Source organism: Streptomyces sp. NPDC000878 (genome assembly GCF_053599695.1).
In genome coordinates this window covers 35,998-54,745 of the sequence record NZ_JBSFMT010000020.1, presented here as the reverse complement: position 1 = coordinate 54,745, position 18,748 = coordinate 35,998, and the positions used below count along the sequence as shown (strand labels likewise).

Annotated in this window: 20 protein-coding genes; 5 read left to right on the top strand and 15 right to left on the bottom strand. The window is 70.0% G+C overall.

The window, feature by feature from the left end; genetic code table 11:
• Positions 1-6: 6 nt before the first annotated feature.
• The 6 genes from ACWDR4_RS19820 to ACWDR4_RS19795 form a co-directional block, all read right to left on the bottom strand.
• The gene (locus ACWDR4_RS19820) at positions 7-669 is read right to left on the bottom strand and encodes a hypothetical protein (RefSeq protein WP_450410094.1); all 663 of its coding nucleotides are present in this window, start codon (positions 667-669) and stop codon (positions 7-9) included.
• Positions 670-682: 13 nt separating this feature from the next.
• A complete protein-coding gene (locus ACWDR4_RS19815) occupies positions 683-904 on the bottom strand; it encodes a hypothetical protein (RefSeq protein ID WP_450410093.1) in 222 nt (73 codons plus the stop codon).
• A gap of 212 nt (positions 905-1,116) precedes the next feature.
• Positions 1,117-1,407, bottom strand: a complete 291-nt coding sequence (locus ACWDR4_RS19810; RefSeq protein WP_450410091.1) for a hypothetical protein — start codon at positions 1,405-1,407, stop codon at positions 1,117-1,119.
• Between the two features lie 49 nt (positions 1,408-1,456).
• Positions 1,457-2,032 carry a phage tail tube protein gene (locus ACWDR4_RS19805; RefSeq protein ID WP_450410090.1) on the bottom strand — a complete coding sequence of 192 codons (576 nt, stop codon included), beginning with the start codon at positions 2,030-2,032 and terminating at the stop codon, positions 1,457-1,459.
• 92 nt (positions 2,033-2,124) lie between these two features.
• The gene (locus ACWDR4_RS19800; RefSeq protein WP_450410089.1) at positions 2,125-2,532 is read right to left on the bottom strand and encodes a hypothetical protein; all 408 of its coding nucleotides are present in this window, start codon (positions 2,530-2,532) and stop codon (positions 2,125-2,127) included.
• Positions 2,529-2,720: a hypothetical protein gene (locus ACWDR4_RS19795; RefSeq protein WP_450410087.1), complete on the bottom strand. Its 192-nt coding sequence runs from the start codon at positions 2,718-2,720 to the stop codon at positions 2,529-2,531. The genes ACWDR4_RS19800 and ACWDR4_RS19795 overlap by 4 nt, the downstream gene beginning before the upstream one ends.
• A gap of 262 nt (positions 2,721-2,982) precedes the next feature.
• Between ACWDR4_RS19795 and ACWDR4_RS19790 the strand changes: the two genes are divergently transcribed.
• Together ACWDR4_RS19790 and ACWDR4_RS19785 are read left to right on the top strand one after the other, a co-directional pair.
• Positions 2,983-3,915 (top strand): DNA polymerase Y family protein, encoded by a 933-nt coding sequence (locus ACWDR4_RS19790; RefSeq protein ID WP_450410085.1) that lies wholly within the window; start codon positions 2,983-2,985, stop codon positions 3,913-3,915.
• 112 nt (positions 3,916-4,027) lie between these two features.
• Complete coding sequence (locus ACWDR4_RS19785) at positions 4,028-4,924, top strand: esterase/lipase family protein (protein ID WP_450410083.1); 897 nt, start codon at positions 4,028-4,030, stop codon at positions 4,922-4,924.
• Positions 4,925-4,986: 62 nt separating this feature from the next.
• Here ACWDR4_RS19785 and ACWDR4_RS19780 read toward each other — a convergent pair whose 3' ends face one another.
• Entirely contained in the window at positions 4,987-5,988 is a 1,002-nt protein-coding gene (locus ACWDR4_RS19780; RefSeq protein ID WP_450410082.1) for a lytic polysaccharide monooxygenase, read from the bottom strand.
• Positions 5,989-6,190: 202 nt separating this feature from the next.
• Complete coding sequence (locus tag ACWDR4_RS19775) at positions 6,191-6,325, bottom strand: hypothetical protein (RefSeq protein ID WP_105972665.1); 135 nt, start codon at positions 6,323-6,325, stop codon at positions 6,191-6,193.
• Positions 6,326-6,462: 137 nt separating this feature from the next.
• On the opposite strand from ACWDR4_RS19775, the gene ACWDR4_RS19770 reads away from it, so the two are divergent.
• A complete protein-coding gene (locus tag ACWDR4_RS19770; protein ID WP_450410080.1) occupies positions 6,463-7,050 on the top strand; it encodes a class I SAM-dependent methyltransferase in 588 nt (195 codons plus the stop codon).
• A 17-nt stretch (positions 7,051-7,067) separates the two neighbouring features.
• On the opposite strand, the gene ACWDR4_RS19765 is transcribed toward ACWDR4_RS19770, so the two are convergent.
• Both ACWDR4_RS19765 and ACWDR4_RS19760 read right to left on the bottom strand, forming a co-directional pair.
• Complete coding sequence (locus ACWDR4_RS19765) at positions 7,068-7,592, bottom strand: DUF402 domain-containing protein (protein ID WP_450410078.1); 525 nt, start codon at positions 7,590-7,592, stop codon at positions 7,068-7,070.
• Positions 7,573-8,502: an N-acetyltransferase family protein gene (locus ACWDR4_RS19760; RefSeq protein WP_450410076.1), complete on the bottom strand. Its 930-nt coding sequence runs from the start codon at positions 8,500-8,502 to the stop codon at positions 7,573-7,575. Before ACWDR4_RS19760 ends, ACWDR4_RS19765 begins: the two co-directional genes overlap by 20 nt.
• Before the next feature lie 88 nt (positions 8,503-8,590).
• Here ACWDR4_RS19760 and ACWDR4_RS19755 point away from each other — a divergent pair, with 88 nt between their 5' ends.
• Entirely contained in the window at positions 8,591-8,959 is a 369-nt protein-coding gene (locus ACWDR4_RS19755) for a GntR family transcriptional regulator (RefSeq protein WP_450410074.1), read from the top strand.
• 208 nt (positions 8,960-9,167) lie between these two features.
• On the opposite strand, the gene ACWDR4_RS19750 is transcribed toward ACWDR4_RS19755, so the two are convergent.
• A complete protein-coding gene (locus tag ACWDR4_RS19750; RefSeq protein ID WP_450410072.1) occupies positions 9,168-10,262 on the bottom strand; it encodes a DUF5925 domain-containing protein in 1,095 nt (364 codons plus the stop codon).
• A gap of 185 nt (positions 10,263-10,447) precedes the next feature.
• Here ACWDR4_RS19750 and ACWDR4_RS19745 point away from each other — a divergent pair, with 185 nt between their 5' ends.
• Positions 10,448-11,872, top strand: a complete 1,425-nt coding sequence (locus ACWDR4_RS19745) for a GH39 family glycosyl hydrolase (RefSeq protein ID WP_450410070.1) — start codon at positions 10,448-10,450, stop codon at positions 11,870-11,872.
• A 38-nt stretch (positions 11,873-11,910) separates the two neighbouring features.
• Here ACWDR4_RS19745 and ACWDR4_RS19740 read toward each other — a convergent pair whose 3' ends face one another.
• From ACWDR4_RS19740 to ACWDR4_RS19725, 4 genes are read right to left on the bottom strand one after another with little or no spacing between them, the layout of a single operon-like run.
• Positions 11,911-15,708 carry a lipopolysaccharide biosynthesis protein gene (locus ACWDR4_RS19740; RefSeq protein ID WP_450410068.1) on the bottom strand — a complete coding sequence of 1,266 codons (3,798 nt, stop codon included), beginning with the start codon at positions 15,706-15,708 and terminating at the stop codon, positions 11,911-11,913.
• Positions 15,701-16,510 carry a polysaccharide deacetylase family protein gene (locus ACWDR4_RS19735; RefSeq protein ID WP_450410067.1) on the bottom strand — a complete coding sequence of 270 codons (810 nt, stop codon included), beginning with the start codon at positions 16,508-16,510 and terminating at the stop codon, positions 15,701-15,703. Before ACWDR4_RS19735 ends, ACWDR4_RS19740 begins: the two co-directional genes overlap by 8 nt.
• Positions 16,507-17,505 (bottom strand): glycosyltransferase, encoded by a 999-nt coding sequence (locus tag ACWDR4_RS19730; protein ID WP_450410066.1) that lies wholly within the window; start codon positions 17,503-17,505, stop codon positions 16,507-16,509. The genes ACWDR4_RS19735 and ACWDR4_RS19730 overlap by 4 nt, the downstream gene beginning before the upstream one ends.
• The gene (locus tag ACWDR4_RS19725; RefSeq protein WP_450410064.1) at positions 17,502-18,341 is read right to left on the bottom strand and encodes a glycosyltransferase family 2 protein; all 840 of its coding nucleotides are present in this window, start codon (positions 18,339-18,341) and stop codon (positions 17,502-17,504) included. The genes ACWDR4_RS19730 and ACWDR4_RS19725 overlap by 4 nt, the downstream gene beginning before the upstream one ends.
• Between the last annotated feature and the right edge of the window lie 407 nt (positions 18,342-18,748).

The window sequence follows — 18,748 nt, the reverse complement described above, 5'->3', positions numbered from 1 at the left end:
GGCGGATCATTTCTTCAGCTCCCGTTCGATCTTGTTGATCTCTCTGGAAAGAGACGCCAGCTCGGGAGTCGCGCCCTTTACCAGGCGAACGAAACTTGCGATGGTTGCCCTGAGCTGTCGCTCCTGCTGCTGCAACTGGCGTGTGCTCGGCACAGGTCCCGCACTCCCCTTTGTCTTGGGGAGGTCCTTGCGGGGGTTTTTCGACCCCTCAAGGGCATTGAATTTTCGCGTGGCCCAATCGCGGTCCGCTTTGGCTTTGATGCTGCCACGCATCTGCGAAATGGGCGGCGGCCCTTTCAGATCCTTCTCCACTACGGCCAGGCGGGTCTTGATCCCCTTGATCTCCGCCAGGAGGTTCTCGGGCTTCTGAGCCCTGACCTCCTCTTTCCTCTCCTTCGAGCGGAAGACGTTCTGGATCATCTCGTCGTAGCGGTCCTGGATGCCGAGAATCTTGATGGGGTCGAAGGCGTTGAACTCAAGCTTGACCGCGTTGACCGCCGCGTTGAGGGCCGCGACCTCCCCCTTGATCACGGTGACCGGCATCTCGGGGAAGAGTTCGGGCGACTTGAAGGCCCGCCGGAGCAGCGTGTTGACCGCTTCCGGGAAGGGCGGCGACTTGATGAGGTCCTGGATCCAGTTCGACGGCTCGGGGCCGGTGGGCGAAGTCACGGTTTCTGTCCTGTCATCCGGGGGAACTCAGGAACGCCACGATCTCGGCCGGGGTCGCGGCACGCTCCTCCCCGGCGCCCGACAGACCGGCGACGGAGGCGTCCGCCGCCGGGGCGGTCTGGCCCGAACCGTCGCCCGGACGCGGCAGTGGCTCCGGATAAGGGGCCGGGTCCGTGTCCTCGTCGCGGTTGACCGTGGCGAACATCCAGTTGGCGACCGCCAGGTGGTCGACCACGGCCGCCAGCAGGTGGTCCGTGACCGTCCAGTCCGCCTGTTCGCCGTGGACCGCCCGGGCGAACGACGAGTCCGCGGGCAGGTGTTCGGTCAGGACGCGCAGGCGGCGGGAGGACAGGGTGCCCCGGTGCCAGTCCAGGAGGTCGATTCCGTAGTGGCGGAGCAGGTCCGCCTCCAGGGCCTCGGCGTGCTCGTCGACCAGCGCGCCGAGGCTCAGCCTTCCCCCAGCGTCATGCCCGTCTCGTTGCCGTACGCCTCCAGGATCGCGGAGACGTCCTGGACGCTGATGTCGTACTTGCCGAACCGCTCGAACTGCTCCGCGCCGAGCAGCAGCGCGAGCAGGCCGTCGATGTCGTTGTCCTCCAGCGTCGCGATCTGCTTGGCGATGCTGCGCGGGAACTCGGTGGGCAGCCGGAACACATCCGTGTCCACCTCGAACTCCCAGTCCTTCCCGAGCGTTTCGAGGCGTTGGGCCCGGGCGGCGTTGACGTTGAAACGGGGCATGGTGGTGTTCGCGCTCCTTGTGCGGGAGGTACGGGAGGGGGACGGCGGCTCAGGCCGCGCTGAAGCTGGGGTCCTTCATGAGGAACACGGCCAGCGGGGCCGTGTCCGCCGCCGCGAGTGCCGTGAACGTGACGCCCAGCTTCACGGGAGCCGTGCGGACGAGGGAGATCTCCTCCGTCTCGGTCACCTGTCCCCGGGCGACGATCATCCGGTACTTGACCTCGTCGCCGTCGGTGAACTCCAGGCCCAGCATCCGCTCGTCGAACTTGGGCTCGGCCGCCAGCTCGTACTTGTAGAGGCCCGACCCGGTCGCCGTCTCCTTCACCTGGCCGCCCCCGAAGAAGAACGGCAGCGTGGCCTCGTTCAGCTGGAGGAGCTGGAACTTGAAGCTGAGGTCGCGGTCGGAGTAGACGAACCGGGCCGCGCTGACGCTCTGCCAGGTGTCCACGGGGTCGAGCTTGTCCTTCTTGGAGATCTTGACCCCGTCGGTGGTGGTGTACCCGAGGTCGCTCCAGCCGGCGCCCCACGCCGCGCTGGTGTCGGCGGGCGTCGCGGTGGCGAGCGGGGCGATGAGGACGCGGCCACTGCCCGCGACCCGGATCTCCTTGGCGTTCGTTCCGGCCATCACTGCTCCTTGGTGGGAGATGAACATGACGTACTGGGGACGTACTTGGGGTGAGGTGCGGTGAAGCTGAGCTGTCGTGCGAGCGCCGGGGTTCAGGCCGGACGGACGACCAGCCGGGTGGTCGAGACGTAACGGCAGGCGGTGGCGTGCCGGTAGTCGGGCAGCCAGCGCGGGCCGTCCTCCTCGACGACGTCCAGGACGGTGGCCGCGCCGTACACCACTCCCCGGAGCTGGAGTATCAGGGCGCGGGCCACGAGGGAGACCGTGTGGGCGGCGGCCTTGTCCGGCCCGTACACCTCGAGGTCGACCAGCGGATTGTCGAGCCGGGGATCCTCCGCCCACGCCCCGCCGACCCGGGAGACGAACACGGCGCGCTGCGTACCGTCGAATCCGGCGGGCGGCTGGACGTCCACGACGACACCGGCCAGTTCACCGCGGTCCTTGAGGAGATCGACGACCAGCCGTTCCACATCGGGGAAGTTGATGTACGGCTCGCTCATCGCCCGGACTCCGACTCCGGCTCCGGCTCCGGTGCTGGCTCCGACTCCGGTACGTCGACGTCCTCCGGGGACTCCTCCACCGGCCGGGCGACGACGCCGAGGATCTCGCGCGCGGTCTGGTCGTCCGTCTCCACGACGTCGCCGGGCTCATGCCCGTTCCACCAGTAGGTCAGCAGGATTCTCGGCACAGCGCATCCCCCGATAGTTCGGCTGCACGGAACTGTATGGAGCTGTACAGCGGCAGGGCCCCCGCCCTTGTTCGTCGCCACAGCTAACGGAGTATCAACTTCCGCTATTTGTCGCGGTGTTGACGTGTCCAGGGCCCCAAATCTAACGGGACCCGCAAGTGTGATGTGAGTCAACCCGTGTTTCGAACAGGTAACGATGCGTCGGGCGCGACGGAGGGTGAATCGACGACATCCAGATGCCCGTGAGGCGCGAAAGGAACGTGTGACCGTGCTCTGCGTACGCTTCGAACCGCCTCCGATGTGCGAGACCCTCCTGCCGCAACTCCTCGGCCTGCTGGGCGAGTTCACGCCTGTCGTGCAGGCGCTGCCGCCCGCCGGAGCGCTGCTCGCTCCGCACGATGGCGTACGAGGATCGGGCGATGGCGTACGAGGATCAGGCCGGGGCGCCGAGGAGTTGGCCGCGGCGATCCGCGCACGGGCCCTGTCCCGTCATGGCGTGGACTGCGCCGTCGGGATCGGCCCCGGGCCGACCTTGGCCCGGCTGGCCCTGGGCGAAGCCGCTCCCGGGGCGATCCGTGTCCTGCCCGAACACCCGGACGCCCTCGCGGAGTTGCTCGCCTCCCACTCCGTCACCGCACTCCCCGGGGCGACCGACGCCACCGCCCGCGTCCTCGGCCGCCGAGGCCTCGACACCCTCGGCCGGATCGCCGCGGCACCGCCCTCCGTCCTGTGTGGCCTCCTCGGTACGGAGACCGGTCGCGACCTGCACGACAAGGCGTCCGGCGTCGACCGCGGCCGAGTCGTGCCGAACACCCTCCCCGCCCACCGGCTGACCGCCGAACGCGCCTTGTCCGCAACGGAGTACGAGCACACCGCCCTGCGCTCGGCGGCCGAGGAACTCGGTGCCCGACTCCGCGCCCTGGAGAAGACGTGCCGCACGCTCACCCTCGCCTTGCGCTACGCCGACCACCCCGCGGAGACCCGTAGTCGCACGCTCCGCGAATCGACGGCCCACTCCCCGGCCCTCACCCGCGCCGCCCACGGGATGTACGAGGCGCTCACCCCGCAACCGGCCCGGGTCCACGGACTCGCCCTGCACGCCGAGGAGTTGGCGTCTGCCGAACTCCGGCCGCGTGGATCGGGGGCCCAATATCACAGCAACCGGACGCCGCCGAAAGTTTTTACTGACGCGTAACTTCCACGTTGTGCTACTCGCTCGTAACTTGACGAGTGAACAGCATCCTCGTGATCCGGATCACAGGGCGTAGAGCCGTCGTCACTCCCTTGAGCCGCAAGGAGATCACTCGATGCTGCCCTGGAAACGCGTCCTCAGACCACTCGCCAGACCTCTCGCCGCACTGCTGCTGACCGCCGCGGCGGCCCTCGTACCCGTCGCCACCGCGCAGGCCGAAACGCAGGCCGAAGCACAGGCCGAAACGGCCACCAGCAGCGGCTGGAACGACTACTCCTGCAAGCCGTCCGCCGCCCATCCCCGCCCCGTCGTCCTCGTCCACGGCACCTTCGCCAACGGCATCGACAACTGGCTCACCCTCGCGCCGTATCTGACGAACCGTGGCTACTGCGTCTTCTCGCTCGACTACGGCCAACTGCCCGGCGTACCCCTCTTCTACGGCCTCGGCCCAGTCGACGAGTCGGCCGAACAGCTCGACGCCTTCGTGGACAAGGTGCTCGCCGCGACGGGCGCCGCCGAGGCCGACCTCGTCGGCCACTCGCAGGGCGGCATGATGCCCCGCTACTACCTCAAGTTCCTCGGGGGCGCCGCTGAGGTGAACGCCTTCGTCGGCATCGCGCCCAGCAACCACGGCACCACCCTGAACGGCCTCACCAACCTGCTGAAGTACTTCCCCGGGGCCGAGGACCTGCTCACCACGGCCACCCCCGCCCTCGCCGACCAGGTCGTCGGGTCCGCCTTCCTCACCAAGCTCAACGCGGGTGGCGACACCGTCCCGGGCGTCCGCTACACGGTCATCGCCACCCAGTACGACGAGGTGGTCACGCCGTACAGCAGCCAGTTCCTGAGCGGAACCGACGTGCACAACGTCCTGATCCAGGATCTCTGCCCGCTGGACCTCTCCGAGCACGCCGCCGTCGGGCTGCTCGACCGGATCGCGTTCCACGAGGTGACGAACGCCCTCGATCCGGCGCACGCCACCGCCACCACCTGTCTGTCGGCGGTCGGCTGACCGGTCGGAGAGCGTCCGCCGGGGCCTGGCCGGCCTGAGCCGCCAGTCAGGCCCCGGCGAACTCAGTGGCCGTGTCGTCCGCCGCCACCCACGGCACGTCGGCGGACCGAGAGCAACAGGGCCGCGACGCCCAGCGACAGGGCGCCCACGCCGCCCATCGCGAGATACGGGGTGCCGCCGTCGCCGCCGGTCTCGGCGAGGTTCGCCACGGCGCCGGCCGCCTGCGGCTGCGCGACCGCTTCGGTGGCCTCGGTCGCTTCGGCCGCCTCAGGGCTCGGCTCCGCGGAGTGACCCGCGTGTTCGACCGTCGACTCGTCGGCACCGGCCTCGATCTGCTCCTCGGAGGGCGCGGAGGCACTGCTCGACGCGCCCTCACCCGGACCGCCGCTCGCACCCTCACCCGCATCCTCGCCCGCACCCTCATCCGCGCCGAACGTCACGTCGGAGCACGAGTAGAAGGCCTCCGGGCTGTCCGAGCGCTGCCAGATCGCGTACAGGAGCTGCCTGCCGGAACGTTGCGGCAGGGTGCCGGAGAACGTGTAGAAGCCGTCCGCCGCAACCGGGTCCGTCGCCGTCGCGACCGGGTGTTCGAAGTCCAGGTCGGACCAGGACAGGGGCTGGGCCGGGTCGTAGCCCGGCTTGGTGAGGTACACCACGAAGGTGCCCTTGTGCGGGGCGGTCACGCGGTACCTGAAGGTGTACGAGCCGCTGCTGACGCCGGTCGCCGGCCAGTCGGCGCGGGCCAGGTCGAGGCCCTTGAACTCGTCGTTGCCCGCGCTGCACAGCTCGCCGTCCGGGATCAGCGCCTGGTGGCGCCCGCCCGCCTCACCGATGCGGATGCCGTTCCAGTCGTAGAGCGCCTGCGTGCCGCCCGCCGCGACCGCCGCCCGGCACGCGGCCGACGACGGGCTCTCGGGGCCCTCCGCGTAGCACTGGGCGACCCTGCTGACCGGGTCGCCCATCGAGCCGTGCGCGGACGCGGGCGCCGCGGGAAGGGCCAGCGGGGCGATGCCGAGAGTGGTGACTGCGGTGATCGCGGCGGCCGTACGGCGGCGTGCGGGCATGCGGGATCTCCTCGGAACGGTTCTCGCTGGGGGCGATCAGAAAACTAGCCCCAAGGAACCGCGAAATCGCCTGCTGGAGGCGGGTGAGGGAGATCCTTATGGTCGGCTTAAGGAAGGGTTCGGACTGCGCTCAGGTAGGGAGCGTGCGCGACTCATGGGCGCACGCCCGACCGGCGGTCCGGTCCTCGACGGTCGGCGGACCTCAGCCGTCCGGCCACCACGTGCGTGCGATGTCCTTTCGGACCTCGGGACGCTCGGTGACGCGTTCGTCGACCTCTTCCCGCACCCGGCGGGCGTCCGACTTCTTCAGGGGCTTCTGCACGGTTACGCGGCGCATGGCTGCCTCCTTCGGTCCACCGGGTTCCGCGTTTTCACGGAGATAGACCGTTCCCGGGAGGGTGACTCATCGGCGTCGGTCTGTCAGTGGCCGCCGTCACGATTCGATTGTCAGTGGCGGGTGTCACTCTTGGCCGCATGACGAACACCGACTGGGACGCGGAAGCGGCGACTTTCGACGACGAACCCGACCACGGCCTGCGCGATCCGGTCGTGCGCGAGGCCTGGGCGGCCCGGCTGCTGTCCTGGCTGCCCGACCGTCCCGCCGACATCCTCGACCTGGGCTGCGGCACCGGCAGCCTGTCGCTCCTCGCGTCCGAACAGGGACACCGCGTCACCGGCGTGGACGCGTCCCCGGCCATGGTCGAGCAGGCCAGGGGCAAGCTGGCCGGCCGGGCCGCGGTGTTCCTCGTCGGCGACGCGGCGGCGCCCCCGGTGGGGGAGGAGCGCTTCGACGTCGTGCTCGTACGACACGTCCTGTGGACGCTGCCCGACCCCGCGCGCGTGCTGCGCCACTGGCAGGGGCTGCTCAGGGCCGGCGGCCGGCTGGTGCTGGTCGAGGGGGTGTGGGGGACGGTCAGCCCGGTCGGCATACCCGCCGACACCCTCACCGGGCTGCTCGCGCCCCTCGCCACCGACGTCCGCGTGGAGCGGCTCTCCGGCGACGCACGGCTGTGGGGGCGCGAGGTCGAGGACGAGCGGTACGCGGTACTGGCCCGCCGGTAGGCGACTCCGTACGTTGTTCAGGCGAGCAGCTTCTCGAAGCCGCCCTCGCGTGCCAGCGACTCCAGTTCGTCCAGGGCCGCCAGGGCGGCGGACGCGGCCTCCGGGTCCGACTGCGTCAGTCCGCTCTCCTCGAACTCGTCCTCGTCCAGCCGTCGTACGTCCGTGCCGTCGGCCGAGCGCCACAGGTCCAGGTCGAGATCCTCGACGACCAGGTCGGTGCCGGTGAGCGTGGCCGGGCGGGCGATGTCGCAGTACCAGCCCTTCAGGGTGCCCGACGCGTCACGCACCTCCTTCACCGAGTACCAGCGGTCCCGCCAGTAGTACTCCGTGAGCATGTCGCCCGGTTCGAAGCGGACGAAGCCGAAGTCGCGGACTCCGTCGGTGGCCCAGGCGGCGCGTACGGCGAGTCGTGTGCCGTCGTCGTGGAGCAGCTCGGCGGGGTAAGTGATCTTTGTGCGGCCGGCCTTGACGAGTACGACGTTCACCGTGGGGGTGGTCGTGGGCGCGGGTGTTGGTGTGGGCTCAGGTGAGTTCGCGGACATGGCGCACCTCCGTCGCGCAGATCTCGTAGCCGAACCACTTGTTGATGGCGATCATCGGTCCGTTTCCGGCGTCGTTGCCCGTCACTGCCTCCGTGTATCCGGCGGCGCGGGCCCGGTGCAGGGAGTCGTTCTTGGCGAGCTTCGCCAGGCCGCGGCCACGGAAGTCGCGGGCGGTGCCGGTCATCGCGGTGCCGTAGCGGGTGGCGCCGTCGGTACGGGCCGCGCTGAAGGCGGCGGGGCGGCCGTCGACGACGGCGACCGAGGTCAGCTCGGGGCTGAACAGGGGGTGCTGCCAGTACTCGCGGAGCCAGGCCTCGTAGTCCGTGAACTCGTAGGAGACATCGCTCGGTTCGTCCGACATCGTCTCCGCGTCCAGGGCGAACAGGGGGCGCGGGTCGGCGGCGAAGTCGGCGCCCGTGCGGAGTTCGACGCCGGGCGGAGGGTCCGGGAGCGGGGGCAGCGTGCCGTTCGCCAGGTCCAGGCGGAGGAAGTGCGCGCTGCGGCTGGAGCGGTAGCCGTGGTGTTCGGCGAAGGCGCGGTTGGCGGGGGCGTCCAGTACCCAGGCCAAGGACTTCGTCACTCCGGCGGCGGCGAGGTGCTGCTCGGCGGTGCGGACGAGGAGCGAGCCGGCGCCGCGTCCTGTGCGCTCCGGGTGTACGTACACGTTGACGAAGCCCTGGCCGGGCTCCGGGCTGTCGTGGACGACGGCGGTCTGGGCGGTGCCGATGACCTCGCCGTCCTCCTCGGCGACGAGGGCACGGAAGTGGGCGTCGGGGTGGGCGTGTGCGATGTCGTACGCGATGGCCTCCGGCGTGAACAGGAGGAACGGGAGGGCGATGCGGCGGACGTGGGCGAAGCCCTCGACGCCGGCGGTGTCCTCGGTGTGTAGAGCACGGACGGTCACTGTCATGAGCTGGGACGTTACGCGGGGGAGATGCGCGGGTGCCTCTCATTTTCCGGCCGGTGCGGGACGCCTTGCGGTGCGGGACAATCGCGGGGTGACCTTGAAGATCCGCATCGATGACAGCGCGCCGCCCTACGAGCAGGTGCGGGCGCAGATTTCCGAGCAGGCGCGGGCGGGGGTGTTGCCGGTGGGGTACCGGTTGCCGACGGTTCGGGGGCTTGCGGAGTCGCTGGGGCTGGCCGCGAACACGGTTGCCAAGGCGTATCGGGCGTTGGAGTCGGACGGGGTGATCGAGACGCGGGGGCGTAACGGGACGGTGGTCGCTGCCGCGGGGTCGGCGGCTGAGCGTGAGGCGGCGTCTGCTGCGCAGGCTTATGCGGAGCGGGTTCGGCGGCTTGGGGTGGGGTCGGATGTGGCTTTGGCCGCTGTGAAGGATGCCCTGCGGGCGGCTTACGAGGGGTGATTGGGGTAGTGCGTTGGCTGCGGGTCGGTGGGGGCTTGTCGCGCAGTTCCCCGCGCCCCTAAAAGCGTGCGGGTACCCGGCGTCCTCAAGGTGCGCAGTTCCCCGCGCCCCTAAAAAAGCCTGCGGTTACCCGGTGGCCCAAGGAAGTGCAGGTCTCTCGTGCCCTAAAGACGCGCAGTTCCCCGCGCCCCTGCGAACGCCCCGGTGATTACAGGTACAGGCCCGCGTCCGCTCCCTCTCTTGGGTCTGGGACTGTTGTCGGGGTGGTGCCGCGGCGGAGGGCGTACAGCTCGGCCAGGGTTGCGCCCTCTCGGCCCAGCCCTTCCTCTGTGCCCAGCCAGGTTGTTGCCTCGTGGCGGGTCAGGGGGCCCACCTCGATGCGGGCCAGGCAGCGGCCGGGGCGGACGACCGCCGGGTGGAGGCGTTCCAGGTCCTCGTTGGTCGTCACGCCCACCAGGACGTTGCGGCCCTGGCCGAGGAGGCCGTCCGTCAGGTTCAGGAGGCGGGACAGAGCCTGGCCCGCCGTGTGTTTCGCCTCGCCCCTGATCAGTTCGTCGCAGTCCTCCAGGAGGAGCAGGCGCCAGCGGCCCTTGCCGGAGCCGTCCTCCTCGCCGATCGCGATGTCCATGAGGTAGCCGACGTCGGAGAACAGGCGCTCGGGGTCCAGTACGCAGTCCACCTGGCACCAGTCCCGCCAGGAACGGGCCAGCGTGCGCAGCGCGGACGTCTTGCCGGTGCCCGGCGGGCCGTGGAGCAGGAGCAGACGGCCCGCGATGTCCTCCGGGGTCGTCTTCATCAGGCCGTCCATCGCGTCCGCCACCGGTGCCGTGTAGTTGGCGCGGACCTCGTCCCACGTACCCGCGGAGATCTGGCGGGTCGTGCGGTGCGGGCCCCGGCGCGGGGAGACGTACCAGAAGCCCATCGTCACGTTCTCCGGCTGGGGTTCGGGCTCGTCCGCCGCGCCGTCCGTCGCCTGGTCGAGGACCTTCGCGGCCAGCTCGGGCGTGGTCGCCGTCACCGTGACGTCGGCGCCCCGGTTCCAGCGGGACACCAGGAGCGTCCAGCCGTCGCCCTCCGCCAGGGTGGCGCTGCGGTCGTCGTCGCGGGCGGCGCGCAGGACCTTGGCGCCCGGTGGGAGAAGGGTCGCCCCGGACCGTACGCGGTCGATGTTCGCCGCGTGCGAGTACGGCTGCTCGCCCGTCGCGAAGCGGCCGAGGAACAGCGCGTCGACGACGTCGGACGGGGAGTCGCTGTCGTCGACGTTGAGCCGGATCGGCAGCGCGTCGTGAGGGTTCGCAGACATGCCGCCATGATCCGGCACCTGGGCGCCGTGTGCACCCGGTTTCCGCAGTGCGCGCCGAGTGTCGGTGTGTGTGGGTGAGTGCGGTGTCTTCGGGCTGTGCGTCCGATACGTTCCCTTCCTCTTACCGGGCTGAGGGCTGCGGAGGGCTGCCCTCCGGCCGAACCCCGCCGTTACTGTTGCCCTTGATGGGACGTCATGGGTGGAATTCGGGGGCTCGGCGGTGGCAGCTCACCGCCCTGCTCGGTGTGGGGGCCGTCGCATTGGCCCTGGTCCTGACCCTGATCAACACACTGCCGTCGAACGGCGGCAGCACCGCGGGTACCTCCCGCGACGGCGACAAGGTGCACGGCACGCCGGCCGCTTCTCCAACGGTCTCGGAGCCGGACGTCGGGTGGGGCTTCACGCACACCCAGTTCAGTGCCGACGAGGGCGCCGGGGCGGCCGTCGCCCGGGTCGAGGGGCTGCTCTCCAAGGACGCCGGGCTGCCGCAGAACCAGCACATCATGGGCTGGGGTGCGGGCAACCCCGAGCCGGTCAAGGGGCGTTACGACTTCGCGGAGATGGACCGCCGCATCGACTTCATGCGCGCGTCCAAGGCCACTCCGGTGGTCACCCTGTGCTGTGCCCCGGACTGGATGAAGGGCGGCAAGTCCGGCTCCGACAACACCAATTGGAGCCAGGCCGCCCTGGAGACGGCTCCGACTCGCGCGCACTACAAGGACTACGCCGCGCTCGCCGCGACCGTCGCCAAGCGCTATCCCGACGTACGCCACTTCATCGTGTGGAACGAGTTCAAGGGCTTCTGGAACAACACCGAGGCCCGCTGGGACTACGAGGGCTACACCGAGCTGTACAACCTGGTCTACAAGGCGCTGAAGAAGGTCGACAAGGACATCATGGTGGGCGGGCCGTATCTCGTCATGGACAGCCTTGACCCCAGGCAGAAACCGGATGCCTCCACGACCTTCAAGGGCCCTTGGGGCGCCATGGACCAGCGGGTCCTCGACGCCTTCGACTACTGGAACACGCACAAGGCGGGCGCCGACTTCGTCGTCGTGGACGGCTCCAGCTACACCAAGGACGACGAGCTGCTGCCCGACGAGTTCGCGGCCACCGACAAGTTCACTGCCGTCGGCGAGTGGGTGCGCGCCCGGACGCGCGGGCTGCCGCTGTGGTGGGCCGAGTACTACGTCGAGCCCGCCGACGCCAACGACGACCGCGCGGGCTGGTCCGAGACCCGCCGCGAGGCCGTCCAGGCGGCCGGCCTGATCGCGATGGCCAAGGGGGGTGCCTCCTCCGGCTTCTACTGGAATCCGGAGGAGGAGAAGGGGGCTGGCTGCGCCGGTTGCCTGTGGACTCCCACCTCAAGTGGCAGCGGGGGTACGGCACTTCCGATGTTCGATCTCGTCTCCCGCTTTGGTGCGGCCTTTCCGCCGGGTACGGAGTACGAGACGGTTCCGGTGGCTGCGGATGATGTGCCCAACGTGCGGGTGCTCGCCGACGACAAGGCTGTGCTTGTCGTCAACGTCCTGGACCGGCCGATCGACGCGCAGGTGGACGGGAAGCGGTTCACGATGGGCGCGTACGAGGTGAAGTGGCTCAGCCGATAGCCCACTGAGCCACTTCACCTCCCCAGCCCTGCCCTGGCTCATTTCATCGTCAGGAACCGCTGCACCAGCGAAGCCAACAACACCGCCAGCAGCGGCAGTGAGAACCAGAAGCTGCTCTGGAGCCAGCGGAGTTGGCGCACACTCGGGCGTATCGCCACCCGTACGACCTCCCTGGCCGTGAGCAGCAGGATCAGGGCGACGGCTGCCAGGCCGCCCACCACCGACCATGGTGTCCAGGTCACCTGGGGGCCGATCGGGCCGGGATCGGCCTTCGGGACCTTGCCCTCCGGCTGTTGCCGAAGCGCGTACATCGTGACGTCGGAGTTGACGAACACCTTCTTCAACTCGTCGCGGCCGTCCAGGTTCTGGAGCAGTCGGCCCTCCCAGGCCGCCGAGTAGCCAACGTCCAGCTGGAGGTACACGACCTGGCTGCGGTTGACCATCAGGTACGAATTCGGGCCCGCGTCCTTGAGTGCCTTCACCAGCCCCGACACCAGCACCGGGTCGGCCGGGGCGAGTGTCGGTACGTATTGGACCTTCTCCATGTCCTTGGCGCCCCACGGAAGGGCCGGGGTGACGTTGTCGACCAGGTCGTTGCTCAGCCACAGCAGGCGGACCGTCGGGCCGTCGTGGGCGTACACGTAGTTCATCGCGGCGACCTCGCCGGGGCGGGTCCGTTCGAAGGACTCGTTGCCCCAACGGGCCACCAGGAAGCCGCCCATGAGGACCAGGCCCGCCATCAGGGCTGCCAGGGGAGCGAGGCTGATGCGGTCCCTGTCCCGTTCCTTCGCCGTCACCCCTGTGCGCGGGAAGAGCGCCAGCGCGGCCAGCAGCGCCGCGCCCGGCAGGGCGAACATGAAGACGCGCAGGGCCATTTCGCCGCCGTACGACTGCATGCCGAAGCCCAGGAACGGGACGAAGGTCAGGACGAGCAGGGAGCGTTCGCGGTACTTGTGGTCGCGGCGGCGCCACCAGCCGTAGCAGGCCAGGGACATGACCCCGCCGGCCAGCAGCACCCGGGTATAGAGGACCAGCTTGTGGCTCGAACTGCCGCCCTCGATGCGGCCGGAGACGGACGACGACACATTGCCGCCCACTCCGCCCATCCCGCCGAACAACTCATCGAAGTGCCCCGACCAGTACGGCTCGGCCATGAAGCCGACCCACACCGCGACGACGACACCGAACAGGATGGGCAGGCCCCGCAGTTCGGACTTGCCGATCAGCACCAGGACCGCCAGCACGCCCAGCATCACGAACGGCGTCAGCTGGTGGGCCGGGACCGTCGCCGCGAACAGGGCGATCAACACGGCCAGCAGCACCGCCTGTTGGCGGCGGTTCGTCGGTTCGACCTCAGCCTCGCCCGGCCGCACCTTGCCCCACAGCACCCGCGGAGCCCGGAACCACACCAGCAGGATCGCCGCGAAGACCAGATAGAGGAGATAGGTGAACCCCTGCGGGGAGAAGTAGTCCTGGCCCACCCAGCCGCTCAGCACGAAGATCCACACGCCGGTCCACTTGGCCCGCCAGCTCGCCCGCAGCGAGCGCGTCAGGAGGAACAGCGGTGCCAGGTAGAGGAGTTGCATGGTCAGCGGCCACCAGCGGATGACCTCCGTGAGGTCGCTGACCCCGCAGGCCTTCGCCACGAACGCGGCCCCGGCGAAGAAGCCCGGCCAGCTCCAGCGCGCGTCCAGGTCCGGTACGGCGGTCCCGGTCCGGTCGATGTGGTCGAGGAACCCGAGGTGCTGCCAGGCCGTCGCGAACCGTGGTTCCGCCTCGATCACGGCAGGGAGCGCGTGCAGCGACACGACCGTCGCGAGCAGCGTCAGCGCCAGCAGCGCCCGGTGCTCCCGGTTGCCCCACAGCAGCGACGCGAACACCAGGACCAGCAGCCCGGCCCCGATCAGCGTCGGCAGGGGGAGAATGGAGATCAGCCCCAGCCCGCCCATCCGGTCCAGGTCGGCCTCGCCGAGGCGGGACGCGGGCACCCAGTAGAGCAGCAGCGCGGCGATCAGCAGACAGCCGAGGACCACTCCGCCACGCGTGGGCAGCAGGCGCTCGCGCAGGGTCGGGGGAGGTGGCTCCGGCAGGTCGGGCGCGGTGTGCGCGGCCTTCAACTCCCGTACGAGGGACGCCTGGGCGGCTCGTACGAGGTCGGCGTCCGCGCCCGCCGGGACGGTCGGTTGCGGCAACGCGCCCTCTGCCGGCTCGCGTTCCTCCACCGGCAGTCCAACCAGCTCGGGTTGCTTCAGCGCCCAGGTCGGCCTGCGGTCCGCACGCCGCGCCGGTGTCTCCGTGGGCGGAGTTCCCGGCCCCGGGCGGACGTCCGGGCGGCGTTCCAGGTGGTCGAAGTCGAGGTGGACGCCGAGCCCGAGCGTGTCCGAGTCCAGTGCCCAGCCCTGCCCGCGCCGGTGGGAGCCCGCGGTCAGGTCGGCGAGGTCCCCGTCCGGTGCCGAGCCCTCGGGGATCGCGTCGGCCGGCGCCGCCCGGACCGTCCGGTACAGCTTCGGCGCGGCGATCGCGACGATCACCGCGAGGGACGAGATCTCCGCGACGCCCGCTCCCGTCAAGCCCATGCGGGGGAGCAGCAGCAGCGTCAGACCGAGCACCAGGGCGCACAACAGGCCCTGCATCCAGGCGAGTCCGGCCGTCCGGCTCTGGGCGCGCAGGACGGCGAAGTACGTCTCCATGACGACCCGCAGCACCGCCCCGACCGCGAACCAGCGCAGCAGCGGGGTCGCCGCGTCCGCGTAGCCCGAGCCGAAGACGCCCAGGATCCAGGGCGCGCCGAAGAACAGCACACCGGCGACCGGCAGCATGATCCGCGCCATGCGTTTGAGCGCGGCCCGGGTGTTGGCGGCGAGCCGTGTCGGATCGTGCGAGCCCTCGACGGTCAGCGAGGCGCCCATGTTGATGGCGAGGAGGTTGACCGTGCCGCCGATGGTGGTGGTGATGTAGAAGTACGCGTTGTCGGCGGAGCTGACCTGCGAGGCGACGATCACCGGCACCAGGTAGACCACGGCCAGCGAGAACAGCGAACCCGTGTAGTCGCCCGCCAGGAACCGGCCGACCTCCTTCAGCGTCGGTGGTTTCGTGTGCTCCGCGGTCGCCTCGACGTGCCGGGGCACCAGCCGCCGGAACACCAGCCAGCCCAGTGGCAGCACCGACATGGCGATCGCGGCGACCCACGACACGAACACACCGCTCGTCGGGATCGCCGCCGCGAACGCCACCAGCAGCCCCAGCTTGACCGCCGAGAACACGGTGTTGCCGACCGGCACCCACAGCGCGTTGCGCAGCCCGGTCAGCACCCCGTCCTGGAGCGTGAGCAGGTTCCACAGGACGACGGCGCCGACGAACCCGAGAGCGGGCACCGGCCCGTGCAGGAACCGGTACGACGGCCCCCACATGTTCAGAGTGAGCAGGAAGACCCCGGCGGCCAGCGTCACGATCACCGAACTGCCCGCGTACGTACGGAAGATGAACCGTCCGGTGGCACGGCCCGCGACCGGGATGAAGCGGGCCAGGGCGCCTGTCAGCGTCACCGCCGTGAGACCCGCGAGGAGCTTCATGGCGGCGATCGCGGCGGAACTCTGGCCCACCGCCGACTCGGAGTAGTAGCGGGCGGCGGCCAGCCAGAAGCCGAGCCCGAGCACGGCGGAGATGCCCGTGTTGAGCATCAGCGCGTAGGCGTTGCGGAACAGCTGGCTGCCGTCCCCCTTGCCCCCGCCCAGGCCGGGCAGCCGCAGCCGCAGCCGCCGCCCGGGCCGCTGTTCGGGTGGATCGGCCGAGGGCGCCTCGGCCTCGGTCGTGGGTGTGGTCGTCGTGTCAGACACGGGAACTGATGGCCTTCCGGCGGACCTGACGTGCTCTGCGGACGATGGCGTACCCCTTGGTGAGGGCACGGTCCCGGGCGAAGTTCCGGGCGATCGCGCGGCCCTCGATCAGCCGCTCGAACTCCTGGATACTCGTGCTGTGGCGTACGGTGACGCGCCGCAGGGCGTACGGTCCCTGCGTCCGGCACGCCAGACCGTTGCCGACGGCGAGCGCCTGCGCGAACCCGGCCGCACGGACCGCGGTACGCACCCGGCGGCTGGAGTAGCCGTAGGGATAGGCGAACGACGTGGGCACAGTGCCCAGTTCGTCGGCGACGATCTCCTTGCAGCGGGTCAGCTCGAAGCGCAGCGCGTCGTCGTCGAGCTGGTCCAGCTCCGGATGCGTATGGCTGTGGCCGCCGATCTCGACGCCCGCGTCCGCGAGTTCGCGCACCTGGTCCCAGTCGAGCATGGTGTCGAGGGCGCCGCCGGTGCGGTGCGCGCCCCGGAGCCAGCCCGTGGAGACGAACAGCGAGGCGGAGAAGCCGTGTTCGGCCAGCACCGGGAGGGCGTGCCGGTGCACGCCCTCGTAGCCGTCGTCGAAGGTGACCAGGACCGGCTGCGGGGGCAGCACGCGCTCCATCGAGCACGGGCGGCGCCAGGAGTCGGCCAACTGGGCCGTGGCGACCGGATGGAAGTCCCAGTTCGCGAGCAGCGCCATCTGCTCGGCGAACGCCTCGGGCGTCACCGAGAGGGTGCGCGTCGGGGGGTTGGGCGTCCGGGTGATCGAGTGGTACATCAGGACGGGCACGGGCGCGTTCATGCCGTACCCCCTTCGGCACTCCGCTCGATCTCCACCACCGTGAACGTGGCCCCGCCCCGGCGCGCCCGGACGCTTCCGAGGACGTACCCGCCCGCCGCCGTCAGCACCCCGGCGACGATCGCGCCCGCCCGGCCCGCGCCGCCCGGGCGGGCCAGCAGGGCGTCGCGCAGACCGCGTGCGACCCCGGCGGGCAGCACCCGGGTGGTGTACCGGCGTTCGGACTCAAGTCCCTTGTCCGCGCCGACACTTCGGGCCACCAGTGCCTTCGACAGGCCCTCGGCGTAGGTGCGGGTGCGGAAGTACCCGAAGTGCTCGCGTACCTCGGGGACCCGGTGGTGGATCACCGCACGGTCGTCGATCAGCAGCACCGCGTCCGGTCTGGCGCGCGTGAGCCGGATGCACAGTTCCGTCTCCTCGCAGCCCAGCGGACGCTTGTCGCCGTCCCGTCCGATGCCGGTGGCGAAACCGCCGGCCGCGTCGAAGGCCGTACGCCGGAAGGAGGCGTTCCCACCGAGCACGTTGCGGACCCGGACGCGTCCCTCGGGCAGCCCCTTGTAGGTGCAGCCCACCACCCAGTCGAACTCCTCGGGGAACCAGGCCGGCCGGCGGCCCGACGCCCAGATCGGCATCGTACGGCCGCCGACGGCCATCACCCGGGGGTCCGCGTACCCGTCGGCGAAGTGGCGCAGCCAGTCGCGTTCGGCCGCGGCGTCGTCGTCGAGGAAGGCGATGATCTCCCCGTGCGAGGCGGCGATCCCGGTGTTGCGGCCGGCCGACAGGCCGCGCGGGCCCGCGTTGGGCAGCACCCGTACGTCGTCGGTCTCCTTGTACTCCTTGGTCAGCCGCTCCAGGAGAGCCCGGTTGTGGTCGACGACCAGGAGGGTCTCCAGGGCCGGCCGTGACTGCGCCCGCACCGAGGCGACCGCTGCGAGGATGTCCTCCCAGCGGTCCTCGGTGTAGACGCAGACGACCACCGAGACGGCCGGCTCGTTCAAGACGCCTCTCCCCGGCTCGCGCTGAGGATGCGGGCGTGCGAACGGCTGCGCAGGGCACGCCGGTTGGAGCGCTCCTTCAGGATCACGCGCAGCACGCGCAGTCCGTCGCGCACGGCCCGCAGATTGCTCGCGCCGTGGATGCGCAGGTACTCGTGGCTCGGGATCTCCTGCACCTTGAGCCCCGCCTTGACCACCCGGATGTTGATCAGGGTCTCGATCTCGAAGCCCGTGCAGTCGAGGTCGATCTTGTCGAGGCAGTGCCGCCAGAACGCGTTGTAGCCGTAGCAGAGATCGGTGTAGCGGGCGCCGAACTTGCGGTTGACGATCGTGCACAGCGCCCAGTTGCCCAGCTTGCGGATCGGCGTCATGTCGTCGGTGCCGCCGCCGTTGGCGAAGCGGGAGCCCTTGGCGAAGTCGGCGCCCGAGACGAGCGCGGAGACGTACGACACGATCTCGTTGCCGTCCGCCGAGCCGTCCGCGTCGACCATCACGATGATGTCGCCGGTGCAGGCCTCGAACCCGGTGATCAGGGCATCCCCCTTGCCCTTGCCCTGTTGCTCGACCACCTTGACGCCGGGCCACAGCTCGCGGGCGACCTGGACGGTGTCGTCGGTGGAGTTGCCGTCGACCAGGACCACTTCGTGGATCCAGTCGGGCAGTGTCTTGAAGACGTACGGCAGGTTCTCCGCCTCGTTCATGGCGGGGATCACCACGCTCACCGGCGGTGTGATCGCCAGGTGAGAGGAGATGGGCCGGTACGCGCCGGCTGTCGTCGGCTCCTGGCTCGCGATCACGGGCTCCTGGCCCGATATCGCCGGTCGCAGAACGGAACTCATGAGTCTGGTCCCTCTCGTCCGGTGGACCGCCCGCCCCTGGGCAGCCCGGTTATGTGTCCGGTTCGAAAGGGGGGTTCTCACTCACGGCATGACGAATGGTTTCTCCGTATCGGTCGCTCACTGTCCTCGTGCATGCCGGGTGAGCTGGCAAAGCTGGCCGAACACCCTGACTCGGTGGTCGGTCTCGCGGCACGGCTCGGTGAGACGTACGTTCACCGAGCGCGGCACCCCCCTACCGCGTCCCGCTCCGACGGTCGTCGTGGACCCTGAGCCCTCCCCTGAGTCACAGGACGACGTACCGATGCGGGTGAGATGTATGACGGTATTGACGATTGCACCCTTATGGCAAGACCTGGAACGGCGCCTCACGTTTTTATTGGTTTGCCCGTTACGCAACCACTTTGATC

What these genes read in the sequence shown, in the direction of transcription:
- ACWDR4_RS19735 (WP_450410067.1), bottom strand. Translation starts at nt 16,510, where the DNA reads ATGAACGCGCCCGTGCCCGTCCTGATGTACCACTCGATCACCCGGACG.
- ACWDR4_RS19805 (WP_450410090.1), bottom strand. Translation starts at nt 2,032, where the DNA reads ATGGCCGGAACGAACGCCAAGGAGATCCGGGTCGCGGGCAGTGGCCGC.
- ACWDR4_RS19760 (WP_450410076.1), bottom strand. Translation starts at nt 8,502, where the DNA reads ATGACAGTGACCGTCCGTGCTCTACACACCGAGGACACCGCCGGCGTC.
- ACWDR4_RS19780 (WP_450410082.1), bottom strand. Translation starts at nt 5,988, where the DNA reads ATGCCCGCACGCCGCCGTACGGCCGCCGCGATCACCGCAGTCACCACT.
- ACWDR4_RS19725 (WP_450410064.1), bottom strand. Translation starts at nt 18,341, where the DNA reads ATGAGTTCCGTTCTGCGACCGGCGATATCGGGCCAGGAGCCCGTGATC.
- ACWDR4_RS19770 (WP_450410080.1), top strand. Translation starts at nt 6,463, where the DNA reads ATGACGAACACCGACTGGGACGCGGAAGCGGCGACTTTCGACGACGAA.
- ACWDR4_RS19810 (WP_450410091.1), bottom strand. Translation starts at nt 1,407, where the DNA reads ATGCCCCGTTTCAACGTCAACGCCGCCCGGGCCCAACGCCTCGAAACG.
- ACWDR4_RS19800 (WP_450410089.1), bottom strand. Translation starts at nt 2,532, where the DNA reads ATGAGCGAGCCGTACATCAACTTCCCCGATGTGGAACGGCTGGTCGTC.
- ACWDR4_RS19750 (WP_450410072.1), bottom strand. Translation starts at nt 10,262, where the DNA reads ATGTCTGCGAACCCTCACGACGCGCTGCCGATCCGGCTCAACGTCGAC.
- ACWDR4_RS19775 (WP_105972665.1), bottom strand. Translation starts at nt 6,325, where the DNA reads ATGCGCCGCGTAACCGTGCAGAAGCCCCTGAAGAAGTCGGACGCCCGC.
- ACWDR4_RS19765 (WP_450410078.1), bottom strand. Translation starts at nt 7,592, where the DNA reads ATGTCCGCGAACTCACCTGAGCCCACACCAACACCCGCGCCCACGACC.
- ACWDR4_RS19745 (WP_450410070.1), top strand. Translation starts at nt 10,448, where the DNA reads ATGGGACGTCATGGGTGGAATTCGGGGGCTCGGCGGTGGCAGCTCACC.
- ACWDR4_RS19785 (WP_450410083.1), top strand. Translation starts at nt 4,028, where the DNA reads ATGCTGCCCTGGAAACGCGTCCTCAGACCACTCGCCAGACCTCTCGCC.